The sequence below is a fragment of the Mesorhizobium sp. M1E.F.Ca.ET.045.02.1.1 genome (assembly GCF_003952485.1).
Classification (GTDB): Bacteria; Pseudomonadota; Alphaproteobacteria; order Rhizobiales; family Rhizobiaceae; genus Mesorhizobium.
In genome coordinates this window covers 2,076,264-2,100,493 of record NZ_CP034447.1, presented here as the reverse complement: position 1 = coordinate 2,100,493, position 24,230 = coordinate 2,076,264, and the positions used below count along the sequence as shown (strand labels likewise).

The window sequence follows — 24,230 nt, the reverse complement described above, 5'->3', positions numbered from 1 at the left end:
CTCAGAGCGCGTCGGTGTCTGTTTCGCCGGTGCGGATGCGCACCGCCTGGTCGATGCCGAAGACGAAGATCTTGCCGTCGCCGATCTGGCCGGTCTTGGCGGCCGCGGTGATGGCTTCGACGGCCTTGTCGACCATGTCGGCGCCGACGGCGACCTCGATCTTGATCTTGGGCAGGAAGCTGACCGCGTATTCCGCGCCGCGATAGATTTCCGTATGTCCCTTCTGACGCCCGTAGCCTTTGACTTCGGTGACGGTCAGGCCCTGGATGCCAACGGCGGTGAGCGCTTCGCGCACCTCGTCGAGCTTGAACGGCTTGATGATTGCCATCACGATTTTCATAAGGTTTCACCCTTTGCTGTTGCGGTCCCCCGCGTTTGCACACCTTCACCGATCCCGAGGAGAGCCGGAGAGTGCCGAACAGGATTCAAACTTCATGCCAATTGCCGAAGCAGGGCGTTAACCTGTTGTAAACAAAGGGAACGGCGCTGCCGGAACCAGTGACTGCCCAAAGCGACGGTTGGCTGCCTGATTAAAAAATAGGCAAATTTTCAAAAATGCCTATTTCGCAAGCCTATGGCGCAACTGTGGGCAGCGGCAGTGGGTTGACGCAAGAATTCCGCGTAAAATCAGGCCAGGCGGATTTCTTTTGCGCGACGAAGGGCGCGCCCACGGCGGAAGAGAGTTTGGCCTGTTCAGCGCCGCAGCCGGATGAGGCCTTCCTGGGCGACCGAGGCGATCAGGGTCCCGTCGCGCGCGAACAGCGATCCGCGGGTGAAACCGCGCGAGCCTTGCGTCGAGGGGCTGTCCTGCGTGTAGAGGATCCAGTCGTCCAGCGAATGGCTGCGGTGGAACCACATCGCATGGTCGAGGCTGGCCGCCTGGATGTCGCGATCGAAAATGGCGCGACCATGCGCGAAAGTCGAGGTATCGAGCAGCGTCATGTCGGAGAGATAGGCGAGCACGGCCGCCTGCGTGGCGCGGTCCTCCGGCACCGGACCGGTGGTGCGGATCCAGATGTTCTGCTCCGGCTCCAGCTTCTCGCGGCTGGTATAGTGCTTCAGCATCACCGGCTTCATCTCGATCGGCCGGTCGCGCTCCCAATAGCGCTTGATGCCTTCCGGCACAGCCCCGCCGAATTTGCCCAAAAGCTCGCGCTGCGACAAAAGCGTGTCGGGCGCCGGCACGTCGCGCGGCATCGGCAGTTGATGCTCCAGCCCCACTTCGTCCTGCTGGAACGAGGCCTCCAGCGAGAAGATCGCCTGGCCATGCTGGATCGCCACCACCCGGCGCGTGGTGAAGGAGCCGCCGTCGCGGATGCGGTCGACCTCGTAGACGATCGGCACCTTGGTATCGCCCGGCCGCATGAAATAGCCGTGCAGCGAGTGCACGTGGCGCTCGGGCTCGACCGTGCGCTGGGCGGCGACCAGCGCCTGGGCGATGGTCTGGCCGCCGAACACCCGCTGCCAGTCCAGCTTTGGGCTGCGACCACGATACAGGTTGTGTTCGAGCTGCTCGAGGTCGAGAATGTCGAGGAGTTCGTCCATGGCCGCCGTCATGTTCCACGTCCTTCAAAGATGTGACATGGCCGGTTTCGGACAGGACAGGCAGGCAGTCAAGCTGCTATGGCCGCCGCTGCGGCCGCAAGCCGCGAAAGGAAAGTGGCATGGTCAAGGCGGATGAAGCAGGCGAAGCCTCGCTGGACGTGCTGGTGGCGGGCGCCGGCTATGTCGGCCTGGCCACCGCCGTGTCGATGAAGCAGGCGCGCCCGAGCCTTGCCGTCGCCGTTGTCGACGCCGCTCCCGCCGACGTCTGGCAGAAGGACGGCCGCGCCTCGGCCATCGCCGCCGCGGCCTGCCGCATGCTGGAACAGCTCGGCGTCTGGGAAGAGATCGCGCCGGAGGCGCAGGCGATCACCGAGATGATCATCACCGATTCGCGCGCCGCCGATCCGGTGCGCCCGGTGTTTTTGACCTTCGACGGCGAGGTGGCGCCCGGCGAGCCCTTCGCGCATATGGTCGCCAACCGGGAGCTCAACGGGGCGCTGCGGCGGCGCGCCGAAAAGCTCGGCATCGACATCATCGAGGGCATGGCCGTCAGCGGTTTCGACACCAGCGGCACCGGCGTCACCGTGCATCTGGCCGATGGCGCCGCGCTGAAGGCGCGGCTGCTGATTGCCGCCGACGGCGTCAACTCGAAGCTGCGCGACATGGCCGGCATCAAGACGGTGAAATGGGAATACGGCCAGTCCGGCATCGTCTGCACGGTGGCGCACGAGCGTCCTCACAATGGCCGCGCCGAGGAACATTTTCTGCCGGCCGGCCCCTTCGCCACGCTGCCGCTGAAACCCGGCAAGGACGGGACGAACCGCTCGTCGATCGTCTGGACCGAGCGCACGGAAGACGCGCAAAAACTCGTCGATGGTGAAGAGTTCGTCTTCGAGCACGAGCTGGAACAGCGCTTCAGCTTGAAGCTCGGCGAGATCCGCGTCGCCGACAAGCCCCGCGCCTGGCCGCTCGGGTTGACCCTTGCCCGCGCCTTCGTGGCGCCGCGCATCGCGCTGGCCGGCGACGCCGCCCACGGCATCCATCCGATCGCCGGCCAGGGCCTCAATCTCGGCTTCAAGGATGTCGCGGCACTTGCCGAAGTGGTGGTCGAGGCCGACCGGCTAGGCCAGGACATCGGCGCGCTCGACGTGCTCGAGCGCTACCAGCAGTGGCGCCGCTTCGACACGCTGCAGATGGGCATCACCACCGACGTGCTGAACCGGCTGTTCTCCAACGACATCGGCCCGCTGCGCGCCGTGCGCGACATCGGCCTCGGCCTTGTCGAACGGATGCCCGGGCTCAAGGATTTCTTCATCCGCCAAGCCTCGGGCCTGTCGGGCGACACGCCAAGGCTGCTCAAGGGCGAAGCGATCTAGCGTCTCACAATTGGCCGAGGCCTAACACGGCGTCGTCATCCACGGGCGGAGCGGGAGCGAAGCGGACGCGAAGACCCGAGGATCCATTCCGTGACTTTGATCGTAGGGTGCAGCGGAGCAGAATTCTGCATCGCTGCAACGCCTATAGGTAACGGAATGGATTCTATGGTCTGCGCCACGTCGCTTCGCTCCTTGCTCCGCCATAGAATGACGACGTGAGGGGCGTTTCGGCCAATCACGAAGGCAGGCGATCCGGCCGCCACAGCTTCAGCTCAATTCACCTCGAAACCCAGCTTCTGCCGCAACCTCAGCATCCGCTGGTCGGCGATCCGCAGCCGTTGCTCGCCACCCTGCGCCACGCGGTTCAGCATCCTGAGCAGATCGTTCCGCTCATGCGGATCGAGGCGCTCGCGCAGGAACGGCGCCAGCTTGTCGATGACGATCGTCGTGTCGTCGATCTGCGCGGCGGCCCATTTGGCGTAGACGACGGCCTCGTCGGTCTTTTTCCGGCTGTCCGCAATTCCAGCAATCACCTCCCGCAGCGCGGCCTCGCGCCCCGGCAGGATCGGACCATGTTCCGAAACGATCGCGGTGATCAGCGTCGCGGCCGCCACGACGGGGTCGTCGATCGCCGTCAGCGGCGAGAGTGCTGCCTGCTTGCGCAGCTTCTTGCGGCGGATGTTGCCCTGCACGCGCCCGACGACGTCAGCGACCTCGCGCGCGGCCTCGTTCATGGCCTTCATCCGGTACCACCAGATGGCCGCGGCGCCGAGCACGCCAAGGATAGCGATCAGGAAAGGCATGCCGAATTCCCCCGAAAACCCGGCAACGATAGGAGAAGTGTGGCATCGCTTCAACACGCGACAGTTGCGGCGATGAAGAAACTCCTAATGCATGTCGGCCAAAAGCGTGCAGCGGTTTCGGCCGGCATCCAGCAGGACAAAGGCCTGCGCAATCGCCACACGCTGGCATCATGACCCCGGTATGTCGTAGATGGCCCTGACTTCGACGGTGCCGAGCTCGGCGAGCGGAATCCCGGCGGCGATGTCCAGCGCCTCGTCGAGGTCCGCCGCTTCGATCATGACGAAGCCGAGCAACTGTTCCTTGGTCTCGGCGAACGGCCCGTCGGTGACGAGCTTCCTGCCCTTGCGCCGGCGCACGGTCTTGGCCGTCTTTACCGATTGCAGCGCCTGCGCCGCGATCAGGTAGCCCTTCTTTTCCAGTTCTCTGTCGTAGGCGAGCGAATCGGCGTCGAGCTTTGCCGCCTCGCCGCGCGACAGGGCGTGGAGCTTTTCTTCCTCGTGATAGACGAGACAAAGATATTTCATCGTGTTCTTCCCGTGATTGCGATAATGACATTCGCCGGGCAACGGCGGCAGCCGGCTGCCCGCCGGCGATCCGGCCCAGAGCAATTCCAGGAAAAGTGTGTAACGGTTTTCCGTCCGGAATTGCGTAAAAACAAAGGCTTAAGCTGAGCCGGCGATTCCATGAAAAGCTGAACCGGGCTACGAGCCCGGTATGTGGTAGACGGCGCGCACTTCCAGCATGCCGATTTCGGCAAGCGGGCTGGTCGAGGCGATCTCGATGGCCTCGTCGAGGTCGCAGGCCTCGATCATGACGAAGCCGAGCAATTGCTCCTTGGTCTCGGCGAAGGGACCATCGGTGACGAGCGTCTTGCCCTTGCGCCGGCGCACGGTCTTCGATGTTGTTGCCGATTGCAGCGCTTGCGCGATGATGAGGCGCCCGCTTTTCTCCAGCCCCTTGTTGTAGGCGATCGCTCTGGCGTCGAGCTTCGCCAGCCCTCCGCTGCCAAGCGCATGAAGTTCGGCTTCCTCACCGTAGACAAGGCAAACATATTGCATCTCTATCTCCTCTGCTGGGCCGGATCATAGGACGACGCGATCAAGCTGCTGCCAGCCAGGCTCGCTTGCGCTGCGGCATGGTCGAGCAGGCCGATGGCGAGCCCGATGACGGCGACAGCCACGAGCAGGCGGCCAAAGCCCGAAGGCGGCACCTCGGCCCAGTCGGTTTCTTGTCGGAACATTCTTTTGCGAGCGGAAAACAGCGTATCCATTTTGAGCCTCCATCCGGCCATCATTTGCGTGGCCGCCCACAGGACGGCCGGACCCCGGGCAAGTCGACATTTTTGCACATGCATTTTTTTGTCGTCCGATGGCGATACCGCGCGCCGGTGTGAAAGCGCGGTGGCCTTCACGCCGGCGCGCGCTATAGTTGGCCGGGCTTTGATCACGCTCAACCGAGGAGGATTTCATGGACCGCACCGCAAACGCCGTCTGGAAAGGCAATCTGAAAGAGGGCAAGGGCACGCTGGATACGCAGAGCGGGACCTTGAAAGGCACGCCCTATTCCTTCAAGGCGCGCTTCGAGGACGAGAGCGGCAAATCGGGCACCAATCCGGAAGAGCTGATCGCGGCGGCGCATGCCGGCTGCTACGCCATGCAGCTCTCGCACTTCCTGGCCGAGAACGGCACGCCGGCGGCCGAGCTCGACGCCAAGGCGGTGGTGACGCTGGTGCCCGGCACCGGCATCACCGGCAGCGCCATCACCCTGGTCGGCAAGGTGCCGGGCATCGACGCGGCGAAGTTCAAGGAACTCGCCGAAAAGGCCAAGGCCGAATGCCCGGTGTCGAAAGCGCTCGGCGCCATCAAGGTCTCGCTCGACGCAAGGCTGGGGTGACTGGCGTATTTATCTGAGCGGCAGCGATCCTTCGCGCTGTCCCGCCAGCATTTCTGGTCAGCTACCGCCCAGCGCCTCGATCTTTGCGCGCAGCGACGCGACCTCTTCCTCGAGCGCCTTCACTCGCGCTTCGAGATCGGAATCCGATGACGACGGTTGCCACGGCGCCGCAACCGCTGCCGCCGTCATTTCCACCGGTCCACTCAGCAGATGCACATAGCGCTCCTCGCGCTGCCCGGGCGCGCGTTCGAGCAGTTGCACCAGCGGCGGCCGGCGGCCGATCATCAGGTCGAGATTGTCGCGAAGCTCCTCGATCGAGGCAAAGCGCGCCATGCGCTCCGCGCGCGCCAGCAATTCATGCGCCGTCTGCGCGCCGCGCAACAGCAGCAAACCGACGATGGCGATCTGCGGCGTCGTCAGCGAAAAACGCTGCGCCATCAGATGCTCGTAGCGCTCGACGCGGGAAGCGAAGGCCTGGCGCACCAGGCCCTTCTGCTCGAGCGTGCTCAGCGCCCGCCTGATCTCCGTCAGCTCCAGCGCCATCACCGGCTCGCGCGCCGTCTTCTGGTTGGCGGCTTGATGCGCTCCGTTGAGCGTCAGCGGATAGACGTCCGGCGTCAGTTCCTTCTTCTCGATCAGAGAGCCGAGCACGCGCGCTTCGGTGGCAGAGAGGACGGGGAGGTCGGTCATGTGAGCTATCCTTTTGAGTCCGGAGGGACAGCACCCCCCTCTGTCCTGCCGGACATCTCCCCCGCAAGGGGGGATCGGCAGCTTCAGCGCCGTTCGTCCATTCTTGCAACGTTGAAGATTAGCGAAAGCGGGAAAGACCGCCAATCTCCCCCCTTGCGGGGGAGATGTCCGGCAGGCCAGAGGGGGTGCGAAGGGTCGCGACAGCAACAATTTGCCGCTAAATCCTTCTCTCCACCATCATCTTCTTGATCTCGGCGATCGCCTTGGCCGGGTTGAGCCCCTTCGGGCAGGTCTGCGCGCAGTTCATGATGGTGTGGCAGCGATAGAGCCGGAACGGGTCTTCCAGATTGTCGAGCCGCTCGCCCTTGGCCTCGTCGCGGCTGTCGATCAGCCAGCGATAGGCCTGCAGCAGCGTCGCCGGGCCAAGATAGCGCTCGCCGTTCCACCAGTAGCTCGGGCATGATGTCGAGCAGCAGGCGCACAGGATGCACTCGTAGAGCCCGTCGAGCTTTTCGCGGTCCTCATGGCTCTGCAGCCATTCCGTCGCGGGCGTCGGCGAGACCGTCTTCAGCCACGGTTCGATCGAGGCGTGCTGGGCATAGAAATTGGTGAGGTCCGGCACGAGGTCCTTGATCACCGGCATATGCGGCAGCGGATAGACCTTCACCGCGCCGGAAATGTCGTCGCAGCCTTTGGTGCAGGCCAGCGTGTTCGAGCCGTCGATGTTCATGGCGCAGGAGCCGCAAATGCCTTCGCGGCAGGAGCGGCGCAGCGTCAGCGTCGGGTCGATCTTGTTCTTGATCCAGAGCAGCGCGTCGAGAACCATCGGCCCGCAATCGTCCATGTCGACGAAATAGGTGTCCATGCGCGGATTCTCATCGTCGTCCGGCGACCAGCGGTAGATGCGGTATTCGCGAAGGTTGGTGGCGCCCTCCGGCTTCGGCCAGGTCTTGCCCTGCTGGACTTTCGAATTCTTGGGAAGCGTGAGTTCGACCATTACCTGCGGTCCTTTCGGATGACGAGCTTCAGCCCGGACCAGATTTCACTGACGGCCGCGACCTTGACGTCGACGAGGTCGCGCTTGAGCGCCTCGGCGCGGATGACGCCCTCGGTGACGTCCGTCGGCACTTTCGATGCCTTCTTCGGCCAGGAAACCCAGACCATGCCGTCGCGCTTGATCGCCGTCTCGATGCCGGCAAGGCCGTCCTCGATCTCGGCGCGCTGCCGGGTGAAGGCATGCACGGCATCGTATTTCTGGTTCCCTGAGATCGATGACCATTCAGGAAGCCGATCGACCCCGGCAAACGCCACGGCTTCGGCCAGGTCGCCGAGCTCCGGCGGCAGCGCGATGAAGGCGGCGACCATGCCGTCCTTCAGGCCGAGCTTGGCCGGAAGGGACGTGCCGGAATATCCCGCGGCCGCCAATGCCATGGTCAGTACACCCTGGCCTTCGGCGCGATCTTGGCCGGGTTGATGCCGCCGTCTTTTTCCGGCAGCAGCGTGTCGGTATGCACCGGCCGGTAGGTGAGCGTCACCTTGCCGTCCTCGCTGACGCGGGCCAACGTATGCTTGCGCCAGTTGGCGTCGTCGCGATCCGGGAAATCTTCCCGCGCGTGCGCACCGCGGCTCTCCTTGCGCGCCGCGGCGCCATGGACCGTGGTGATGGCGTTCGCCATCAAATTCTCCAGCTCCAGCGTCTCGACCAGGTCGGAGTTCCAGATCATCGAGCGGTCGAACACTTTTATGTCCTTGAGCTCACCCCAGATCGCGGAAATGCGCTTGCAGCCATTGTCCAGCGAGTCCTGGGTGCGGAACACCGCCGCGTCCTCCTGCATCGCCTTCTGCATCTTTTCGCGCACATCGGCCGTTGGCGTCGAGCCGTTGGCATGACGCAGCCGGTCGAAGCGATCCATGATCTTTTCGACCGAAGCCGCGTTGGGCGAAGGGATCGGCGAATTGCGGTCGATCACCTCGCCGGCCCTTATCGCCGCGGCACGGCCGAAGACGACCAGATCGATCAGCGAATTCGAGCCCAGCCGGTTGGCGCCGTGCACCGAAGCGCAGGCGGCCTCGCCCACTGCCATCAGCCCTGGCGATACGCGATCCGGACTCTTCGCCGCCGGGTTGAGCACTTCGCCCCAGTAATTGGTCGGCACGCCGCCCATATTGTAGTGGACCGTCGGCAACACCGGGATCGGCTCCTTGGTCAGGTCGACGCCGGCGAAGATCTTTGCCGACTCCGAAATGCCCGGGAGCCTTTCGTGCAGAACGGCCGGGTCGAGATGGTCGAGATGCAGGAAGATGTGGTCCTTCTTCGGCCCGACGCCGCGGCCTTCGCGGATCTCCAGCGTCATGCAGCGCGAGACCACGTCGCGGGAGGCAAGGTCCTTGGCCGACGGCGCATAGCGTTCCATGAAACGCTCGCCCTCGGAATTGACGAGATAGCCGCCCTCGCCGCGCGCGCCTTCGGTGATCAGGCAGCCGGCGCCGTAGATGCCGGTCGGATGGAACTGCACGAACTCCATGTCCTGCAGCGCAAGCCCGGCACGTGCGGCCATGCCGCCGCCGTCACCGGTGCAGGTGTGCGCCGATGTGGCGGAGAAATAGGTGCGGCCATAGCCGCCGGTCGCCAGCACCACCATCTTGGCCGAGAAGCGATGGATGGTGCCGTCGTCCAGGTTCCAGGCGACGACGCCGGTGCAGGTGCCGTCCGGCTCCATGATCAGGTCGAGCGCGAAATATTCGATGAAGAACCGCGCGTTGTTCTTCAGCGACTGGCCGTAAAGCGTGTGCAGCATGGCATGGCCGGTGCGGTCGGCGGCCGCGCATGTGCGCTGCACCGGCGGACCCTCGCCGAAATTCATCATCATGCCGCCGAACGGCCGCTGGTAGATCTTGCCCTCTTCGGTGCGCGAGAACGGCACGCCGTAATGCTCGAGCTCGTAGACGGCGGCCGGCGCCTGCTGGACCATGTATTCCTGGGCGTCGATGTCGCCCAGCCAGTCCGAGCCCTTGACGGTATCGAACAGATGCCACTGCCAGTTGTCGGGGCCCATATTGGCGAGCGAGGCGGCGATGCCGCCCTGCGCCGCCACCGTGTGCGAGCGGGTCGGGAACACCTTGGTGATGCAGGCCGTGCGCAGGCCCTGCTCGGCCATGCCGAGCGTGGCGCGCAGCCCGGCGCCGCCGGCGCCGACGATCACGACATCGAATTTGTGATCGACAAAAGTGTAGGCGGAAGCCGTTTTGTTTGCGTCCTTGGCCAAGACTTCAGCCTCCGAATGCCAGTTTGAGCAGGGCGAAGAGCGAGGCGACGCCGACTGCTGCTGAGAAGAATGTGTTGAGGGCGATCAGCGCCAGCTTCATGCCTTCGCCATGCACGTAGTCCTCGATGATCACCTGCATGCCGAGCCGCATGTGATAGAGGCCGGAGATCAGCACCAGCGCAAGCACGAGCGCCACGAACGGATTGGCGAGCGAAGCCCGCACGTCCGCATAGCCGTGGCCGTTGACCGCGATCAGAAAGCCGACGAAGAACAGGATGAGCGGGATATTGGCAATCGCGGTCAGCCTCTGGCGCCAGAAATGGCCGGTGCCTTCGCGGGCCGAGCCCAGGCCGCGCACCTTGCCGAGCGGCGTGCGCATGTCGGTGTTCTTCGCGCTCATCAGAAAGCTCCCCGCGCCGTATAGCCGGCGATCCAGATCAAAAGCGTGAGCACGATCGAGCCGGCGAGCGTCGCCCAGGCGATCTTCGAGGCGGTGTGTTTCTCGAGCCCCGCTCCGGTGTCCCACACAAGGTGGCGCAGCCCGCCCAGCATGTGGTGCATCAGCGCCCAGGTGTAGCCGAAAAGGACCAGCCGGCCGAGCCAGGAGCCGAAGGCCCAGTCGACCCAATCGAACGCGGCCTGCGAGCTCGACGCCGCGATCAGCCATGCCGCCACCAAGAGCGTGCCGAAATACAGCGCGCCGCCGGTGATGCGGTGGATGATCGACATCGTCATCGTGATCGGCGGCCGGTAGATCGTCAGATGCGGCGATAGCGGCCGTTCACGTCTGGCGACTGCGTGGGTGGCTGGTGATTTGCTCATGGCTCCCCCAGTTCGGCGTCCCGGAGCCTCGAAGGGCGCGGCTTTTGCCGTCTCCATATATGGCTTCGGATAGGCGGTTTCTAATGCTCTTTTTGCACCGCGTCAAAGCCGGAAAATCGTTTTGGAAACATCATTTAGTCTGACAAAAGGCGGCGATTCCGCTTCAATCGATTAGCGCGCGATGCGAAGCCGGCGAAGTGCGGTATGCCGATGAAGATTGACCTCGTTACCGTCTGCAGGTGAGTGGCCTCGAACCCTTCTTCATGACCAGCGCTTCGCCCCCGTCGATCACGATTGCGTCATGCGTCGCCGCTTGGTAGCGGCTGCTCTGGTTGGCGGGCGACGCCGCAAACTCCTCGGTCCAACCATCCGGTCCTGCCACACGCAGCGACGTGCCGAGATTCTGGATGGAGATCATGCCGCCATTGCCGCATTTGTAGGTGGCCATGCCGATACTTGATCGCGGCACGGTAAGGTCGGTAGTGATCTTGGTCGCAGATGCCGCAGGCGTTGCCGATGCTGCAGGCGGTGCAGGTGCCGGAGACTCCGCGGGTGCGGTGGACTGCTGAGCCGAAGCAGGCGGGACCGCAGTCGATGCCGCTTTCGGCGCGCCGTCCTGGGACACGCAGCCTGCGGCAACGAGAAACAGCGGGATACCGAGCAACACCCGAACCCTGTGGCCATACGTCATGTGCTGCACCTTTCGTGCGCGGCACGCTAGCCACGCGGCACGGCAAGATCAAGTTCACCCCGAGTCAGCAGGTCGGGGCAGGCGAGCCGCTTGATGCCTGCGTGGCTTGGGCCTTCTCACCAGAATTAACCATATTCATTAAGATCCGGCACCGAAGGCGGTCCGCCTCTTAACAAAGGTTAAGAAAGGGTTAATTTCTGATTCGGACGAAGTCCGGGCCGTGGCCTTGAGGTCGCGCCGGTGAACGGAGGACAAAATGCGTTCGAATTCAGTGCTGGCTTGCCTTGCGGCGATTGCGGCGATGGCCGTCGCTTTTGCCACGCCGTCGGAAGCCGGCTTGCGCCACCACGACCGCGTCTATGCCGATTCCTTCGGCAATCTCGTCATCGACAGCGCCGCCGGCTACAAGCGCATCATCGTCGGCGAGGGCAGGCACGCCAAGGAGCTCTCGAACTTTACCGGTGCCGGCCAGCCCGACGTCATCTACGACTCCGACGATGCCGGCGCGCCGGGCTGCTACCAGCCGCCGGTGTTCGTGAAGGGCCGCTCCTATATGTACGGGCTTTCCGACGGCGAGATGCCCAACCTCAGCCCTTGCCGCTGAGCGCCTTGGCCTGCCGCACCACGAGTCCGGGCGATACGCGGACGCAGTCGCGGCCGGCATTCTTGGCCGTGTAAAGGGCCTCGTCGGCGCGCCGCAGGAGATCTGAAAAGCCCTCGTCCGCGGCAAGCTCGGCGACGCCGAAGCTCGCGCTGCAGCGACGATCGACGGACAGGCCGTCGATCGGCAAAGTGCCGAACGCGCTGCGCGTACCCTCCGCGAACAGGCGTGCGGCGGCAAGATTGGTGCCGGGCAGGATGATGGCGAACTCCTCGCCGCCGATGCGGCCGGCGACATGATGTTCGGCCGCCGCCTCGCGCAGCAGGCCTGCAAAGGTCTCGATGACGCGATCGCCGCTGGCATGGCCGTAGCTGTCGTTGATGGCCTTGAAGTGGTCCAGATCAGCAATGACCAGCGCCACCGGAACACCCTGGCGCACGGCGTCCCGCAAGGCGAGCTCGGCATGACGTTCGAAACCGCCGCGATTGAGCAGCCGTGACAGCGTGTCGATCTCCGATTTCGACGTCGCCTCGGCCAGCACGTCGCGCACCAGCAGGGCGAGCGCAAGCAGCGCCAACGCCAGGCCGAACACGGTGCCGAGCGACTGCGACACCAGCGCATAGCCCGTCTGCACGTAGGATTGCGGATCGGCGCCCCATCCTCCGAGCGCGCCGGCGATGAACGGCTTCGAAGCGAACTGCACGGCGCTCGCCGCCAGCACCGCCATCAGCGCGTAATCGAGCCGCCCGAGCCTCTGCCTGGACGAGAGAGAACGATGCCGAGGGCGGCAAACTGCATGGCGGCATAGGGAAGCTGATAGGCCATCATGCGGTTGAGCGAGTGGCGCGGCAGATCCTGCACCAGATAGACGGCGACCGAGGCGACAGCCAGGAAGAACAGCATCGGCGCCCAGGGTGGGGTCACGCCATATCTATAGGCAAGCCCGCCATTGAAGGCGATGGTCGCGCCGAGGAAGACGGCGAAGGCGACGACCACCGGCAGCCGGGCGTCGGCAAAGGCGGGGATGCTGAATTCGATGGCGAAATAGGCCATGCCGAGCCCATAGCTGAAGGCCAGCCAGCGCGCCGACACGCGCCCGACGTCATGGATGGCGATCGCCATGAAGGCCGTCGCCAGCAGCCCGGCGACGGACAGATTGATCATCAGGATGAAATCAGCGCTGCCCATGTTCCTTCGATGCCCCTCGGACAGAAAACCATCGACGGGCGAAAAAGCCGTTAACGCAGGCCGCTGATTCAGCCGACGCTGACCGCTGCTGGCACGAAGGCGGTTTCAGGCCGCTCGTAGGAGAGACGGACGCTGTCGCGGCCGTTCCTCTTGGCCTTGTAGAGCGCCTCGTCGGCGCGCCGCATCAGCGGCATCAGCCTTTCGTTGCCGGTGCGGGCGGCGACGCCGAAGCTCGCGGTCAGCCTGATGCCGGAGGGAAGCCCATCGACCGCGCCCGCCGAATAATAGGCGCGGATCGCTTCCGCGAACAACCGCGCCGAGGCGAGATCGCTGAGCGGCAGGAGCACGGCGAACTCCTCGCCGCCGATGCGGCCGGCAGCGCCCCGCGTGCCCGTGGCAAAACGCAGCTTGGCGGCGAAATCGACGATCACCCTGTCGCCCGCCTCATGTCCGTGCCGGTCGTTGAGCGCCTTGAAGTGATCGAGATCGGCAAGCACCAGAGCGACGGGGGATCCTGTTTTGGCGCATTGATCAAGCAGCAACGCTGCCCGTTCCTCGAAGCCCCGGCGGTTGAGCAGCCCCGACAGCGGGTCGGTATGGGTTTCGGCCTTCAAAGCCTTCATCACGTCGAGCGCCGCCGCCGTGAACAGGCAGAGCGCCGTCAAGAGCGATAAAAGCGCATGCGAGAGCAGCGCCGTCGTCCAATAGGACGAGCCGTAGAAGCCATCATAGCTCGGGAACGGACCATGCGCGATGACGACGATCAGGGTACGGGCGATGAAGTTCAGCCCGGAAAGCAGCGACAGCACGAACAGGATTTTTTCGGTCGGCCCATTGTTGCGCACGGCCCTGAGCTCGGCGGCGACCAGCAGGCTCAAGGCGCCGAAACCGAAATTCATGGCAAGCACGCGCCAGGTGAGATCGGGCTGGACGAACATGAACCATGCGAAAGCGGCGAGCCCGCCGCCGGTCATGATGCCGATGCCGATATAGGGCACGCGCCGACCGAAGCGCGCGACGATGGCGCTGGAAAGGCAGCATGCGGCGATCGTGAAGCATATGTTGGAGATCAGCTTGGTCGCCACGACGCCGACCGGAAGCGTGAAATATTGCAGCAGGAAGCCCGAGGCCGACAGGCAATAGCTCGCCGCCAGCGCCGCCAGATACGGGCGGTGGCGCTGATAGAACCACAGCACGAGGAACGCGGCGCCAAGCGCCAGCGCTATCGTCGGGTTGAGCAGCGCTATGAGCAGACCGGTGTCCAACGGACCGTAACTTTCCCCAAACTTACCCTGGGGAGATGCTAGTCCGGAAGCGCAAACAAGCAGTTAAGCGGAAGCTGACGCAGGTGCAATCTTGCTTCGGCCTAAAGCATGTCTCCCGAAAGTGGGAGCCGGTTTCGGGACCAAGACATGCGTAAAATCAAAAACCTAAAGCGCACGGAGCGAATCTGAAAGATCGCGACGCGCTTTAGCGTGAAAAACCCCGAACCGCGACGCGGTCCGGGGTTCGGTGACGGGATAGCCGCGGTGTCCTATTTCCAGTCGCGGATGTCGACGAAGTGGCCGGCGATCGCCGCCGCCGCCGCCATGGCCGGCGACACCAGATGGGTACGGCCCTTGAAGCCCTGCCGGCCCTCGAAATTGCGGTTCGAGGTCGAGGCGCAGCGCTCATGCGGCTTCAGCCGGTCGTCATTCATGGCCAGGCACATCGAGCAGCCCGGCTCGCGCCAGTCGAAGCCGGCGGCGACGAAGATCTTGTCGAGACCCTCGGCTTCCGCCTGCTCCTTGACCAGTCCGGAGCCCGGCACGATCATCGCGTTGACGCGCGGATTGACCTTCTTGCCCTCGACCACCTTGGCGGCGGCGCGCAGGTCCTCGATGCGGCCATTGGTGCAGGAGCCGATGAAAACGCGGTCGAGCGCGATGTCGGTGATCTTGGTTCCCGGCGTCAGCCCCATATAGTCGAGCGCGCGCAGCTTGGACGTGCGCTTGTTCTCGTCGGCGATATCGGCCGGATTGGGCACGGAGCCCTGCACCGAGACGACGTCCTCGGGCGAGGAGCCCCAGGAGACGATCGGCGGCAGTTTTTGCGCGTCGAGCACGACCACCTTGTCGAAATGCGCGCCTTCGTCGGAATGCAGCGTCTTCCAATAGGCGAGTGCCGCATCCCATGCCGCGCCCTTCGGCGCGCGCGGCTTGTCCTTGACATAGGCGAAGGTGGTCTCGTCCGGCGCGATCAGGCCGGCCCGCGCCCCGCCCTCGATCGACATGTTGCAGATCGTCATGCGGCCTTCCATCGACAGCGAGCGGATCGCTTCGCCGGCATATTCGATGACGTAGCCGGTGCCGCCGGCGGTGCCGATCTCGCCGATGATGGCAAGGATGATGTCCTTGGCGGTGACGCCTTCCGGAAGCTGGCCGTCGACACGCACCAGCATGTTCTTGGCCTTGCGCTGGATCAGCGTCTGCGTCGCCAGCACATGCTCGACTTCCGATGTGCCGATACCATGCGCCAGCGCACCGAAAGCGCCGTGCGTCGAGGTGTGGCTGTCGCCGCAGACGATGGTCATGCCGGGCAGCGTAAAGCCCTGCTCCGGGCCGATGATGTGGACGATGCCCTGGCGGACGTCGTTCTCGGAGTAATATTCGATGCCGAAATCCTTGGCGTTCTTGGCCAGCGCCTCGACCTGGATGCGGCTTTCCTCGTTCTTGATGCCGAACTTGCGCTCGGGCGAGGTCGGCACATTGTGATCGACCACGGCCAGCGTCTTTTCGGGATGCCGGACCTTTCTGCCGCTCATGCGCAGGCCTTCGAAGGCCTGCGGGCTGGTGACCTCGTGGACGAGGTGGCGGTCGATATAGAGCAGGCAGGTGCCGTCGTCCTGGCGGTCGACGACGTGGTCGTCGAAAATCTTGTCGTAGAGGGTGCGCGGTGCGCTCATGTGCGTAAATCCGTCGATTTCGAAAATGGGAAAAGCTGGCCGGGACTTTGAAGCCGGCAAAGCGATTGGGGTCAGTCGGCCTCAGCTAAGTCGGCTGGTCAGCGCGCCGCAGACGCGCGCGGCAAATCGCGACGGCAGGCGCTTTCTGTCCTGCAGCACGAAACCCTTGTAGGCCGGATCGCCGAATAGCTCTTCCATGGCGGGGTAAATAGCAATGTTTTGGCTTTTCGGCAATTGGCGCGACGCCCCCTTCTCCCCTTGTGGGAGAAGGTGTCGCCGAAGGCGACGGATGAGGGGTGTTCCAGGGAACGCCAACGTCTCACTCCGCTGGAACACCCCTCATCCGTCTCGGCGCTATCGCGCCGATCCACCTTCTCCCACAAGGGGAGAAGGGAAGGCCGCGCTCACAGCACCTCGAACACAAGCGTCTTCACCAGCGCCTCCGGGTCGCCGATCGCGTAGCAGCGGAACCACGGGCTTTGCTCGACCAGCCGCCACTTCCTCGCCTGCGTGAGATCGTCGAACACAGCCTGAAATCCGCCGCTCTCGAACACCTGGTCGCGCACGGTGAAGATGGCGTGGCCGCCGCTCTTCGTGACGCGCACCAGCTCGTGCAGGCCGGAGGCAGGCGCGTGGCCGATGGTGAAGACGCCGGTCGAGAAGAAGGCGCGGAAATGCCTGTCCGGCCAAGGCAGCGGACCACCGAGCATCGCCTTCTTCAGCTCGCTGTAGGCCTGGCGGCTGCCGGCGAGCTTCAGCATGTCGTCGGAAAGGTCGAGCCCGGCGATATCGCCATAGCCCAGCGCCTTCAGCGACGGCCCCGACAGGCCGGTGCCGCAGCCTGCATCGAGCAGTGGGCCATCGCCCGTCGGCACATGGCGAGCCACCCAGGCGGCGATGAGGAAGGGCAAGAGATAGCCGAGCGAGGCGGTTTCGCTGTCATAGGTCGCCGCCCATTCGGCATAGGCCTTGGCGAGCGCTTCCGGCGTCTCGGCCGAATAGACGGAGTCCAGCGCCGCATCGGCCTTGTCGAAATTCATGGATCGGTTCCTCCTCACCGGATGCAGGCCGTGCAAAAGCGCGGCGGCGCGGGAAGACGGCATGCGTCCGGCAACGACAAACCGGGATCGTAGCGCGGTCTTCGCCGGGCCGCTATGCCTCGTTCTGCCGGCGCAGCCGCTGCTCCAGCGCTCGCAGCGCCAGCGACAGGCCGACGGTCAGGATGAGATAGATGTAGGCGACGATCGAATAGGTCTCGAAGAAGCGGAAGGAACCGGCGGCGTAGACCTTGCCCATCTGGGTGATGTCGGCGACGCCCAGCACCGAGACCAGCGAGGAATCCTTGACCATGGCGACGAAGTCGTTGCCGAGCGGCGGCAGGATGGTGCGGATCGCCTGCGGGAAGACGATCAGCCGGAAACGCTGCACGCGCGTCAGGCCGAGCGCTTTGGCGGCTTCGATCTGACCCTTCTCGACCGACTGGATGCCGGCCCGGAACACTTCCGAGATGAAGGCCGAATAGCCGATGGTGAGCGCCATGATGGCGCGCCAGAGCAGTGAGACGTCGCGCACCAGGAGTTCGCCCATCAAGCCGGCGCTCTGCAGCGGCGCCGTCAGCGCGTTCCACGCCGCGACGAAGGCCGGCGCCCCGGCAAAGGCGATCCAGAACAGGAGCACCAGGATCGGCACGCCGCGGATGATCTCGACATAGAAGCGCGCGACCTGCCGCAGCCATTGCGAACCGGACAATGCCATCAGCGCGATGCCGAGGCCAAACGTCGAAGCCAGCGCGAAGGCGACGACCGTGACGAAGATGGTGATGCCGATGCCCTTGGCGACCGTGGCGAAGACCTGGGCGTAGAGGTCGCTCGCGGCGATCGCCAGCGCCGCGATCAAGGCGAGCACAAGGGCGGCGGCCAGCCACCAGGGGAACTCGGATTTGGCGGTGGAGGTTGCGGCGGGCATCAGGCGGCGTCGACGGCATAATTGTTAATGCCGCGTTCCGGCACACCCCCCTCTGCCCTGACGGGCATCTCCCCCGCAAGGGGGGAGATCAGATGTCGCTGCGGCTTTCGCCAATAACCGACGTTGAGGGAAAGGCGCCGTGGATCAAGCTGCCAATCTCCCCCCTTGCGGGGGAGATGTCCGGCAGGACAGAGGGGGGTGGGAAGGAATGAGGCTTTCGCGGCTTTCCGCCCGTAGCCGTTGCGCACCGCCCGCGCCAAAACGAGCTACTGCCCCATCTTGTAATCAAGGAACCACTTCTTGTTCAGCGCATCGAGCGTGCCGTCGGCTTTAAGCGCGGCGATCGCGGCGTTGACCGGCTTCACCAGGTCGGAGCCCTTCGGGAAGATGAAGCCGAAATCCTCGGTGCCGAGCGGCCCGCCGATCAGCTTGAGCTTGCCCTCCGAAGCATCGACATAGCCCTTGCCGGCGGTGCCGTCGGTGAGCACGACATCGACGTCGCCCGACTTCAGCGCCTGCACGGTGGCGCCGAAAGTCTCGAACAGTTTTATCCGCGGGTTCTGCTCGTTGCCGTCGAGCACGCTGTAGACGGCGGTGTAGAAGGGCGTGGTGCCGGGCTGGGCGCCGATCAGCCCGTCCTTGAAGGCGCCGAAGCTCTTGGCGTCGGTGAAGCGGTTCTCGTCGCCGCGCACCAGCATGAACTGCTCCGAACGCATATAGGGGTCGGAGAAGTCGACCTTCTCCTTGCGGTCTTCCTTGATGGTGATGCCGGTCATGCCGATGTTGTACTGGTTGTCGGAAACCGCCTGGATCATCGCGTCCCAGGAGGTGTTCTGGTACTCGACCTTGAAGTTCAGCCGCTTGGCGATCTCGTCCATCGCGTCATACTCCCAGCCGATCTGCTTGCCAGTCTTCTTGTCGATGAACTGCAGCGGCGGATAGGCGTTTTCGGTCACCACCACAACCTTCTTGCCGCCGAGATCGGGCAGCGCATCGGCGAGCGCCGCGACGGGCGCGAGAAGGCAGGCCACCATGGCGGCCAGCAACAGTTTCGACTTGGTCATGACAAACTCCCCGAATGTGATTGGCCGCGCAATCCTCGCGCGCCAGGACAAGGCGCCGACTTTAGCTTTCCGCAAGCGCCTTGCAAGCCGATCCGCTGCGACGTTCCGCGCCTACATGGATTCCATTGCTTCCGAAAGATGAATTCTAGAACGGACGTTGCTGCGATCAGTCCTGATCGGCGGCGGCCTCGCGCAGTCCGGCGACCAGCCGGGTCAGTGTGCCGTGCAGGGCTTTGAGCTCGGCGCGTTCCAACGGCATGCTGCAGGCAAGCGCTGCCTGAACATCCTTCATGTTCGCGCGCAGCGCCTGGCCTTTTGCCGTCGGCTCGACCAGCACCCGGCGTTCGTCGGCGCTGTCGCGCCGGCGGGTGACGAGGCCGCCCGCCTCCATCCGCTTGATCAGCGGGGTCAATGTCGCGGAATCCAGCCCCAGCGCCTCGCCAAGCTCGCCCACCGTCATCGGCGAACGCTGCCACAGCGCCAGCATCGCCAGATATTGCGGATAGGTGAGGCCGAGCGGATCGAGCAGCGGCCGGTAGAGCTTCGTCATCAGCCCGCTTGCCGAATAGAGCGCGAAGCAGAGCTGCTGGTCGAGACGCGGAACGGCGAGCGCCCCGGCGGCGGTATCCGCCGGGGCGTCGCTGGGCCTGGTTTCGAGCTTCGTCGTCATGCCGCCTTTGCCGCGAGCGCCACCGTGGAAAGCGCCACATCGATATTGCCCCGGATGGCGTTGGAATAGGGGCAGACCTGGTGCGCTTCCGATACAAGCGCTTCCGCGCCCGCCTGATCAAGGCCTTTCGTTTCGGCAGCCAGCGCGACGCCGAGCCTGAAGCCTCCCTGGTCGTTCGGATAGAGGCTGACCGTTGCCGTCACCGCCGCATCCTGAAGCGGCAGCTTCTGCTTTCGCGCAACGAAGCGGATCGCGCTTTCGAAGCAGGCGGCATAGCCGGCGGCGAAAAGCTGCTCCGGATTGGTTGCGCCGCCCTGCCCGCCGAGTTCCTTCGGCATCGCCAGATCGAGTTTGAGCAGACCGTCGCTGGTCTCGGCATGACCCGCGCGGCCACCGACGACGCGAGCCTGGGCGGTGTAGAGTGCTGACATCTTTGTCTCCATTTATCTTGTGCACGATTATTTAGTGTACAAGATAATAGGATGTCAAGGGCGCCGGCGCTGGAATCCTTTGGGGCAGAAATCGGAACCGCTGGCGGGACAGCACCCCCTCTGGCCTGCCGGCCATCTCCCCCGCAAGGGGGGAGATCGGATGTTCCGCGACTTTCGCCAATTGTCGACCTCCACGGGAGGACGCGGCGCCGAAGCTGCCAATCTCCCCCTTGCGGGGGAGATGTCCGGCAGGACAGAGGGGGGTGTGAAGGAACGCGACGCTGCTTGCCCGGGAGGTCGAGCAGACCCGTGGTCAAAACGAAAAAAGGCGGCCGAAGCCGCCTTTCCGAAACGCGTCTATCGAAAAGCCTTACTCGGCCGAAGCGGCCTCGGCAGCCTTCTTCTCGGCGGCGTCCTGCGCTGCCTTCTCGACGGCCAGCGCCTCGGCGGCGGCGACCTTCTCGGCCTCGATGCGGGCGCGCTCGGCGTTCAGAGCGTCGCGCTCCTCGTCGTTCAGCTTGCGGGCGCGCACGCCGGTGTTCTCCGAAATGCGGGCCGACTTGCCGCGGCGGTCACGCAGGTAATAGAGCTTGGCGCGGCGCACCTTGCCGCGGCGCACGATCTCGACGCCCTCGACCATCGGCGAATAGATCGGGAAAACGCGCTCGACGCCTTCGCCGTAGGAAATCTTGCGGACGGTGAAATTCTCCTGGAAGCCGGAGCCTGAGCGGGCGATGACGACGCCCTCATAGGCCTGGACGCGGGTGCGGCTGCCTTCGGTGACGCGCACCTGGACGCGCACGGTGTCGCCGGGCTGGAATTCGGGCAGCTTGCGCTTGGCTTCGATCTTGGCGGCCTGTTCGGCCTCGAGCTGACGGATGAGGTCCATCTCAAAAATCCACTTCTTGTTCTTCCGACAGTCAGAGCGTCCTCAACTCGCCTTGCAGTTCCATTGACCGCTCGGCTATGCCCTTTGCCGAAAGCATTGGGCAGGGACGGCTACACCGCCATTGTTGACGGGTCCAGAAGATCGTTCTTCCGGTTCGGGCGGCCACATACCGCTATTTCGGCACTTTGTCACGTCTTTGAAGCACATTTTTTGCCTGCATGGCACCATCTTATTGTCGCCGTGTCGGTTGCGTCAGCCGCGCAAGCTTCCTAAGCGGGGAAAGGTCATTCCCTTGGTGTTTCCTCAATGACATTCTTCGATGCCGTCCTGCTCTTTGTCGCGGGTTTTGCTTCGGGCGCCGCCAACGCGGTAGCCGGCGGCGGCACCTTCCTCACCTTCGGCGCCATGACGCTGGTCGGACTGCCGCCGATCGCCGCCAACGCCACCTCCTCGGTGACGCAGCTGCCAGGCTACATCACCTCGACGCTCGCCTATTGGACCGATATCCGGCATTTCTGGCGCGGCGCGCTGCTGCTTTGCCTGATCTCGGCCCTCGGCGCGCTGGCCGGCTCGCTCATACTGCTGGCGCTCACCAATCCGTCGTTCCGGGCGCTGGTGCCGTGGCTGCTAATTGCCGCCACCGCCCTGTTCGCCGCCGGGCCGTGGCTGAAACCGGCGGCCGGGCCGGAGCACCAGGCCTCGGTCGGCTCGCTTGCCGGTTCGCTCGCGCAGTTCGCGACCGCGGTCTATGGCGGCTTCTTCGGCGCCGGCATGGGCGTCATGATGCTGGCGACCCTCGGCCTGACGCAAGCCGGCGACTATCATCGCCTGAACGCTTTGAAGAACATGCTGTCCATCGTGATCGCGGTCGTCGCCATTCTGGTCTTCGTTTCCGGAGGCGTCGTGGCCTGGCCGCAGGCGATCGTCATGATCCCGGGCGTCGCGCTCGGCGGCTATGCCGGAGTGTGGATCGCCAAGCGCGTGCCGCAAGGCGTGGTGCGCGGCTTCGTCGTCGCCGTCGGCCTGCTCCTGGCCTTCTACTACTTCACCAAGGGCTGAGTGCCCGCCAGCAGATCCGGCCGCCGCTCCCTGGTCAACCTAATCGCCTCGGCGCGCCGCCATTCGGCGATCTTCCTGTGGTTGCCGGAGATCAGCACGTCGGGGATCGGCCTGCCCTCGAATTCCTGCGGCCGCGTGTAGTGCGGATGCTCGAGCAGGCCGTTCTCGAAACTTTCTTCCTCGCCGGAGACGGCGTTGCCCATGACGCCGGGCAGCAGCCGCACGACGGCGTCGAGCAGCACCAGCGCCGCCGGCTCGCCGCCCGACAGGATGAAATCGCCGATCGAAACTTCCTCCAAATCGCGCGCCTCGATCAGCCGCTGATCGACGCCCTCGAAGCGGCCGCACAGGATCACCGCGCCAGGCCCCGCGGCGAGCTTGCGCACGCGCGCCTGGGTGAGTGGCCTGCCGCGCGGGCTCATCAGCAGCCTTGGACGTTCGTCGCCCTGCGGCGAAACGTGATCGATGGCCTTGGCCAGCACGTCCGCGCGCATCACCATGCCGGCGCCGCCGCCGGCCGGCGTGTCGTCGACGGTGCGATGCCTGTCGGCGGCGAAATCGCGGATCTGGATCGCCTCCAGCGACCAGGTGCCGGCTTCAAGCGCGCGGCCCGCGAGCGACAGGCCGAGCGCGCCCGGAAACATTTCGGGATAGAGCGTCAGCACCGAGGCGGCAAAGCTCAACGGTTGCCCCCGGCATCCTTCGGTCCGCGCGGCCGGCCTTTCGGATCGAAGCCGGAATGGCCTGGCGCCTCGCCATCCTCGTCGTCGACCAGACCCGCCGCCAGCGGATCGACCTGAACAAAGCCGTCGGCGATCGACACATGCGGCACCGCGGCCTGGGTGAACGGGATCAGCACGCCCTTGCGGCCGGCGAGCGTGACGTCGAGAATGTCGCCGCCGCCGAAATTGTGCACGGCGACAACCCTGCCGATGGCGCCTGTTTCGTCCCTGACCTCCAGGCCGATCAGGTCGGCGTGGTAGAATTCGTCCTCCTCGCCGTCGTCCGGCAGCACCGAGCGGTCGACGAAGAGTTCTGTGCCGGCAAGCGCCTCGGCGGCGTTGCGGTCGTTGACGCCCTTGAAGCGCACCACCACCACCGTGCCGGCCGGCCTGATGTCGAGGATCTGGAAGGCTCGGCCGTCCTTGGCCTGGAGCGGCCCGTAGTCGGCGAGCGCCAGCGGATCGCCGGTGAAGGTCTTCACCCGCAATTCGCCCTTGATGCCATGCGCGGCGCCGATCACGGCCATCTGGACGGGGTTCTCGAGCTTCGACATGGCGTCACTTCCTTTGCCCTGCTCTACCCCCCTATGGCTGTCATTTCAATGACGCGCTCTTCACCGGTTCCTAACCTCCCCGCCGGAAAATGCCGCCATGCAGGAATTCCTCATCCCGGCAAAGCCCGACCTCCAGGCGGCGCGCGAGAACTGGCTGAAGATGCTGGCGCGCGAGCGCCGGCTGTCGCCCGAGACGGTCGAAGCCTATGAGCGCGACACGCGCCAGTTCCTGCACTTTTTGACCGGACATTGCGGCGGTCCGCCCGGCATCGCCGATATCGCCGACCTGCGGCCGGCCGATCTGCGCGGCTTCCTCGCCGCGCGCCGCAATAGCGGCGCCGGCGCCCGCACGTTGGGACGCGGCCTCGCCGGCATCCGCTCGCTGCTGCGCTTTCTCGAACGGCGCGGCCTCGTCAACGCGGCGGGTGCGGCAGCACTGCGCGCGCCGCGCCAGCCGAAATCGCTGCCCAAGCCGCTGACGGCGAGTGATGCAAAGCAGGTCGTCGGCGTGGAGGGGCAGCTGGCGGAAGAGCCATGGATCGCCTCACGCAACGCCGCCGTGCTGACGCTGCTCTACGGCTCCGGACTGCGCATCTCCGAAGCGCTTGGGCTCACCGGCGCCGATCTGGCCACGGAAGCCGACACCGTGCTGCGCGTCACCGGCAAGGGCGGCAAGACAAGATTGGTGCCGGTGCTGCCGGTGGCGCAGCGAGCGGTTGCCGAATACCGGCGGCTCTGTCCCTTCCATATCGACCCCAAGGGCCTGCTGTTCCGCGGCGCCCGCGGAGGGCCGCTGAACCCGGCGATCGTCCAGCGCGAGATGGCGAAGCTGCGCTCGGCACTGAACCTGCCGGACACGGCGACGCCGCATGCCTTGCGCCATTCCTTCGCCACGCATCTGCTTGGCCGCGGCGGCGACCTGCGCACCATCCAGGAGCTGCTCGGCCACGCCAGCCTGTCGACCACGCAGGTCTATACCGGCGTCGACACGGCGAGGCTGCTCGATATCTACGAACGGGCGCATCCGCGTGCCTGAGCGGAACCGCAGCGAAAATT

Annotated in this window: 28 protein-coding genes and 1 pseudogene; 5 read left to right on the top strand and 24 right to left on the bottom strand. The window is 64.9% G+C overall.

Annotated elements, in window-relative coordinates; translation table 11 throughout:
- Position 1: 1 nt before the first annotated feature.
- Both EJ070_RS10120 and tesB read right to left on the bottom strand, forming a co-directional pair.
- Complete coding sequence (locus tag EJ070_RS10120) at positions 2-340, bottom strand: P-II family nitrogen regulator (RefSeq protein WP_006327120.1); 339 nt, start codon at positions 338-340, stop codon at positions 2-4.
- A gap of 353 nt (positions 341-693) precedes the next feature.
- Positions 694-1,557: an acyl-CoA thioesterase II gene (gene tesB / locus EJ070_RS10115; protein WP_126091222.1), complete on the bottom strand. Its 864-nt coding sequence runs from the start codon at positions 1,555-1,557 to the stop codon at positions 694-696.
- A 107-nt stretch (positions 1,558-1,664) separates the two neighbouring features.
- Here tesB and EJ070_RS10110 point away from each other — a divergent pair, with 107 nt between their 5' ends.
- Positions 1,665-2,921, top strand: coding sequence for a ubiquinone biosynthesis hydroxylase (locus EJ070_RS10110; RefSeq protein WP_126091221.1), 1,257 nt, complete (start codon positions 1,665-1,667; stop codon positions 2,919-2,921).
- Between the two features lie 272 nt (positions 2,922-3,193).
- Here the strand turns inward: EJ070_RS10110 and EJ070_RS10105 are convergent, their stop codons facing one another.
- The 4 genes from EJ070_RS10105 to EJ070_RS10090 all read right to left on the bottom strand — a co-directional run bounded on the left by EJ070_RS10105 (position 3,194) and on the right by EJ070_RS10090 (position 4,995).
- Entirely contained in the window at positions 3,194-3,724 is a 531-nt protein-coding gene (locus tag EJ070_RS10105; RefSeq protein ID WP_126091220.1) for a hypothetical protein, read from the bottom strand.
- A gap of 168 nt (positions 3,725-3,892) precedes the next feature.
- The gene (locus EJ070_RS10100) at positions 3,893-4,249 is read right to left on the bottom strand and encodes a YciI family protein (RefSeq protein ID WP_126091219.1); all 357 of its coding nucleotides are present in this window, start codon (positions 4,247-4,249) and stop codon (positions 3,893-3,895) included.
- Positions 4,250-4,426: 177 nt separating this feature from the next.
- On the bottom strand, positions 4,427-4,783 hold the full coding sequence (locus EJ070_RS10095) for a YciI family protein (RefSeq protein WP_126091218.1): 357 nt from the start codon (positions 4,781-4,783) through the stop codon (positions 4,427-4,429).
- A 2-nt stretch (positions 4,784-4,785) separates the two neighbouring features.
- Complete coding sequence (locus EJ070_RS10090) at positions 4,786-4,995, bottom strand: hypothetical protein (protein ID WP_126091217.1); 210 nt, start codon at positions 4,993-4,995, stop codon at positions 4,786-4,788.
- A 197-nt stretch (positions 4,996-5,192) separates the two neighbouring features.
- On the opposite strand from EJ070_RS10090, the gene EJ070_RS10085 reads away from it, so the two are divergent.
- Positions 5,193-5,618, top strand: a complete 426-nt coding sequence (locus EJ070_RS10085; RefSeq protein WP_059189445.1) for an OsmC family protein — start codon at positions 5,193-5,195, stop codon at positions 5,616-5,618.
- Positions 5,619-5,675: 57 nt separating this feature from the next.
- On the opposite strand, the gene EJ070_RS10080 is transcribed toward EJ070_RS10085, so the two are convergent.
- The 7 genes from EJ070_RS10080 to EJ070_RS37615 form a co-directional block, all read right to left on the bottom strand.
- A complete protein-coding gene (locus EJ070_RS10080; RefSeq protein WP_126091216.1) occupies positions 5,676-6,308 on the bottom strand; it encodes a DUF480 domain-containing protein in 633 nt (210 codons plus the stop codon).
- A gap of 217 nt (positions 6,309-6,525) precedes the next feature.
- A complete protein-coding gene (locus tag EJ070_RS10070; protein ID WP_126091215.1) occupies positions 6,526-7,305 on the bottom strand; it encodes a succinate dehydrogenase iron-sulfur subunit in 780 nt (259 codons plus the stop codon).
- The gene (locus EJ070_RS10065) at positions 7,305-7,739 is read right to left on the bottom strand and encodes a DUF3052 family protein (RefSeq protein ID WP_126091214.1); all 435 of its coding nucleotides are present in this window, start codon (positions 7,737-7,739) and stop codon (positions 7,305-7,307) included. Before EJ070_RS10065 ends, EJ070_RS10070 begins: the two co-directional genes overlap by 1 nt.
- A gap of 2 nt (positions 7,740-7,741) precedes the next feature.
- On the bottom strand, positions 7,742-9,574 hold the full coding sequence (gene sdhA, locus EJ070_RS10060) for a succinate dehydrogenase flavoprotein subunit (RefSeq protein ID WP_126091213.1): 1,833 nt from the start codon (positions 9,572-9,574) through the stop codon (positions 7,742-7,744).
- 4 nt (positions 9,575-9,578) lie between these two features.
- The gene (gene sdhD, locus EJ070_RS10055; protein WP_126091212.1) at positions 9,579-9,974 is read right to left on the bottom strand and encodes a succinate dehydrogenase, hydrophobic membrane anchor protein; all 396 of its coding nucleotides are present in this window, start codon (positions 9,972-9,974) and stop codon (positions 9,579-9,581) included.
- On the bottom strand, positions 9,974-10,396 hold the full coding sequence (gene sdhC / locus EJ070_RS10050) for a succinate dehydrogenase, cytochrome b556 subunit (protein ID WP_126091211.1): 423 nt from the start codon (positions 10,394-10,396) through the stop codon (positions 9,974-9,976). Before sdhC ends, sdhD begins: the two co-directional genes overlap by 1 nt.
- A gap of 226 nt (positions 10,397-10,622) precedes the next feature.
- A complete protein-coding gene (locus EJ070_RS37615; RefSeq protein ID WP_348639596.1) occupies positions 10,623-10,844 on the bottom strand; it encodes a hypothetical protein in 222 nt (73 codons plus the stop codon).
- A 499-nt stretch (positions 10,845-11,343) separates the two neighbouring features.
- Here EJ070_RS37615 and EJ070_RS10040 point away from each other — a divergent pair, with 499 nt between their 5' ends.
- On the top strand, positions 11,344-11,691 hold the full coding sequence (locus EJ070_RS10040) for a hypothetical protein (RefSeq protein WP_126091209.1): 348 nt from the start codon (positions 11,344-11,346) through the stop codon (positions 11,689-11,691).
- Here EJ070_RS10040 and EJ070_RS10035 read toward each other — a convergent pair.
- The 9 genes and pseudogenes from EJ070_RS10035 to rplS form a co-directional block, all read right to left on the bottom strand.
- Positions 11,675-12,876 (bottom strand): annotated as a pseudogene (locus EJ070_RS10035) (GGDEF domain-containing protein). The gene EJ070_RS10040 and the pseudogene EJ070_RS10035 overlap by 17 nt on opposite strands.
- Before the next feature lie 68 nt (positions 12,877-12,944).
- Entirely contained in the window at positions 12,945-14,141 is a 1,197-nt protein-coding gene (locus tag EJ070_RS10030) for a GGDEF domain-containing protein (RefSeq protein WP_126091208.1), read from the bottom strand.
- Between the two features lie 269 nt (positions 14,142-14,410).
- Positions 14,411-15,820: a 3-isopropylmalate dehydratase large subunit gene (gene leuC, locus EJ070_RS10025; RefSeq protein ID WP_126091207.1), complete on the bottom strand. Its 1,410-nt coding sequence runs from the start codon at positions 15,818-15,820 to the stop codon at positions 14,411-14,413.
- Between the two features lie 404 nt (positions 15,821-16,224).
- The gene (locus tag EJ070_RS10015; RefSeq protein ID WP_126091206.1) at positions 16,225-16,860 is read right to left on the bottom strand and encodes a class I SAM-dependent methyltransferase; all 636 of its coding nucleotides are present in this window, start codon (positions 16,858-16,860) and stop codon (positions 16,225-16,227) included.
- Between the two features lie 112 nt (positions 16,861-16,972).
- Complete coding sequence (locus tag EJ070_RS10010) at positions 16,973-17,785, bottom strand: amino acid ABC transporter permease (RefSeq protein WP_126091205.1); 813 nt, start codon at positions 17,783-17,785, stop codon at positions 16,973-16,975.
- A gap of 266 nt (positions 17,786-18,051) precedes the next feature.
- The gene (locus tag EJ070_RS10000; protein ID WP_126091204.1) at positions 18,052-18,849 is read right to left on the bottom strand and encodes a transporter substrate-binding domain-containing protein; all 798 of its coding nucleotides are present in this window, start codon (positions 18,847-18,849) and stop codon (positions 18,052-18,054) included.
- Between the two features lie 166 nt (positions 18,850-19,015).
- On the bottom strand, positions 19,016-19,519 hold the full coding sequence (locus tag EJ070_RS09995) for a MarR family transcriptional regulator (RefSeq protein ID WP_126091203.1): 504 nt from the start codon (positions 19,517-19,519) through the stop codon (positions 19,016-19,018).
- Entirely contained in the window at positions 19,516-19,950 is a 435-nt protein-coding gene (locus EJ070_RS09990; protein ID WP_126091202.1) for an organic hydroperoxide resistance protein, read from the bottom strand. Before EJ070_RS09990 ends, EJ070_RS09995 begins: the two co-directional genes overlap by 4 nt.
- 370 nt (positions 19,951-20,320) lie before the next feature.
- Positions 20,321-20,839 (bottom strand): 50S ribosomal protein L19, encoded by a 519-nt coding sequence (gene rplS, locus EJ070_RS09980; RefSeq protein ID WP_126091201.1) that lies wholly within the window; start codon positions 20,837-20,839, stop codon positions 20,321-20,323.
- Between the two features lie 306 nt (positions 20,840-21,145).
- Between rplS and EJ070_RS09975 the strand changes: the two genes are divergently transcribed.
- Positions 21,146-21,898, top strand: coding sequence for a sulfite exporter TauE/SafE family protein (locus tag EJ070_RS09975; protein WP_126091200.1), 753 nt, complete (start codon positions 21,146-21,148; stop codon positions 21,896-21,898).
- On the opposite strand, the gene trmD is transcribed toward EJ070_RS09975, so the two are convergent.
- Together trmD and rimM are read right to left on the bottom strand one after the other, a co-directional pair.
- Complete coding sequence (trmD, locus tag EJ070_RS09970; RefSeq protein ID WP_126091199.1) at positions 21,880-22,581, bottom strand: tRNA (guanosine(37)-N1)-methyltransferase TrmD; 702 nt, start codon at positions 22,579-22,581, stop codon at positions 21,880-21,882. The genes EJ070_RS09975 and trmD overlap by 19 nt on opposite strands.
- Positions 22,578-23,174: a ribosome maturation factor RimM gene (gene rimM, locus EJ070_RS09965; RefSeq protein WP_126091198.1), complete on the bottom strand. Its 597-nt coding sequence runs from the start codon at positions 23,172-23,174 to the stop codon at positions 22,578-22,580. The genes trmD and rimM overlap by 4 nt, the downstream gene beginning before the upstream one ends.
- 97 nt (positions 23,175-23,271) lie before the next feature.
- Between rimM and EJ070_RS09960 the strand changes: the two genes are divergently transcribed.
- On the top strand, positions 23,272-24,210 hold the full coding sequence (locus EJ070_RS09960; protein ID WP_126091197.1) for a tyrosine recombinase XerC: 939 nt from the start codon (positions 23,272-23,274) through the stop codon (positions 24,208-24,210).
- Positions 24,211-24,230: the final 20 nt, after the last annotated feature.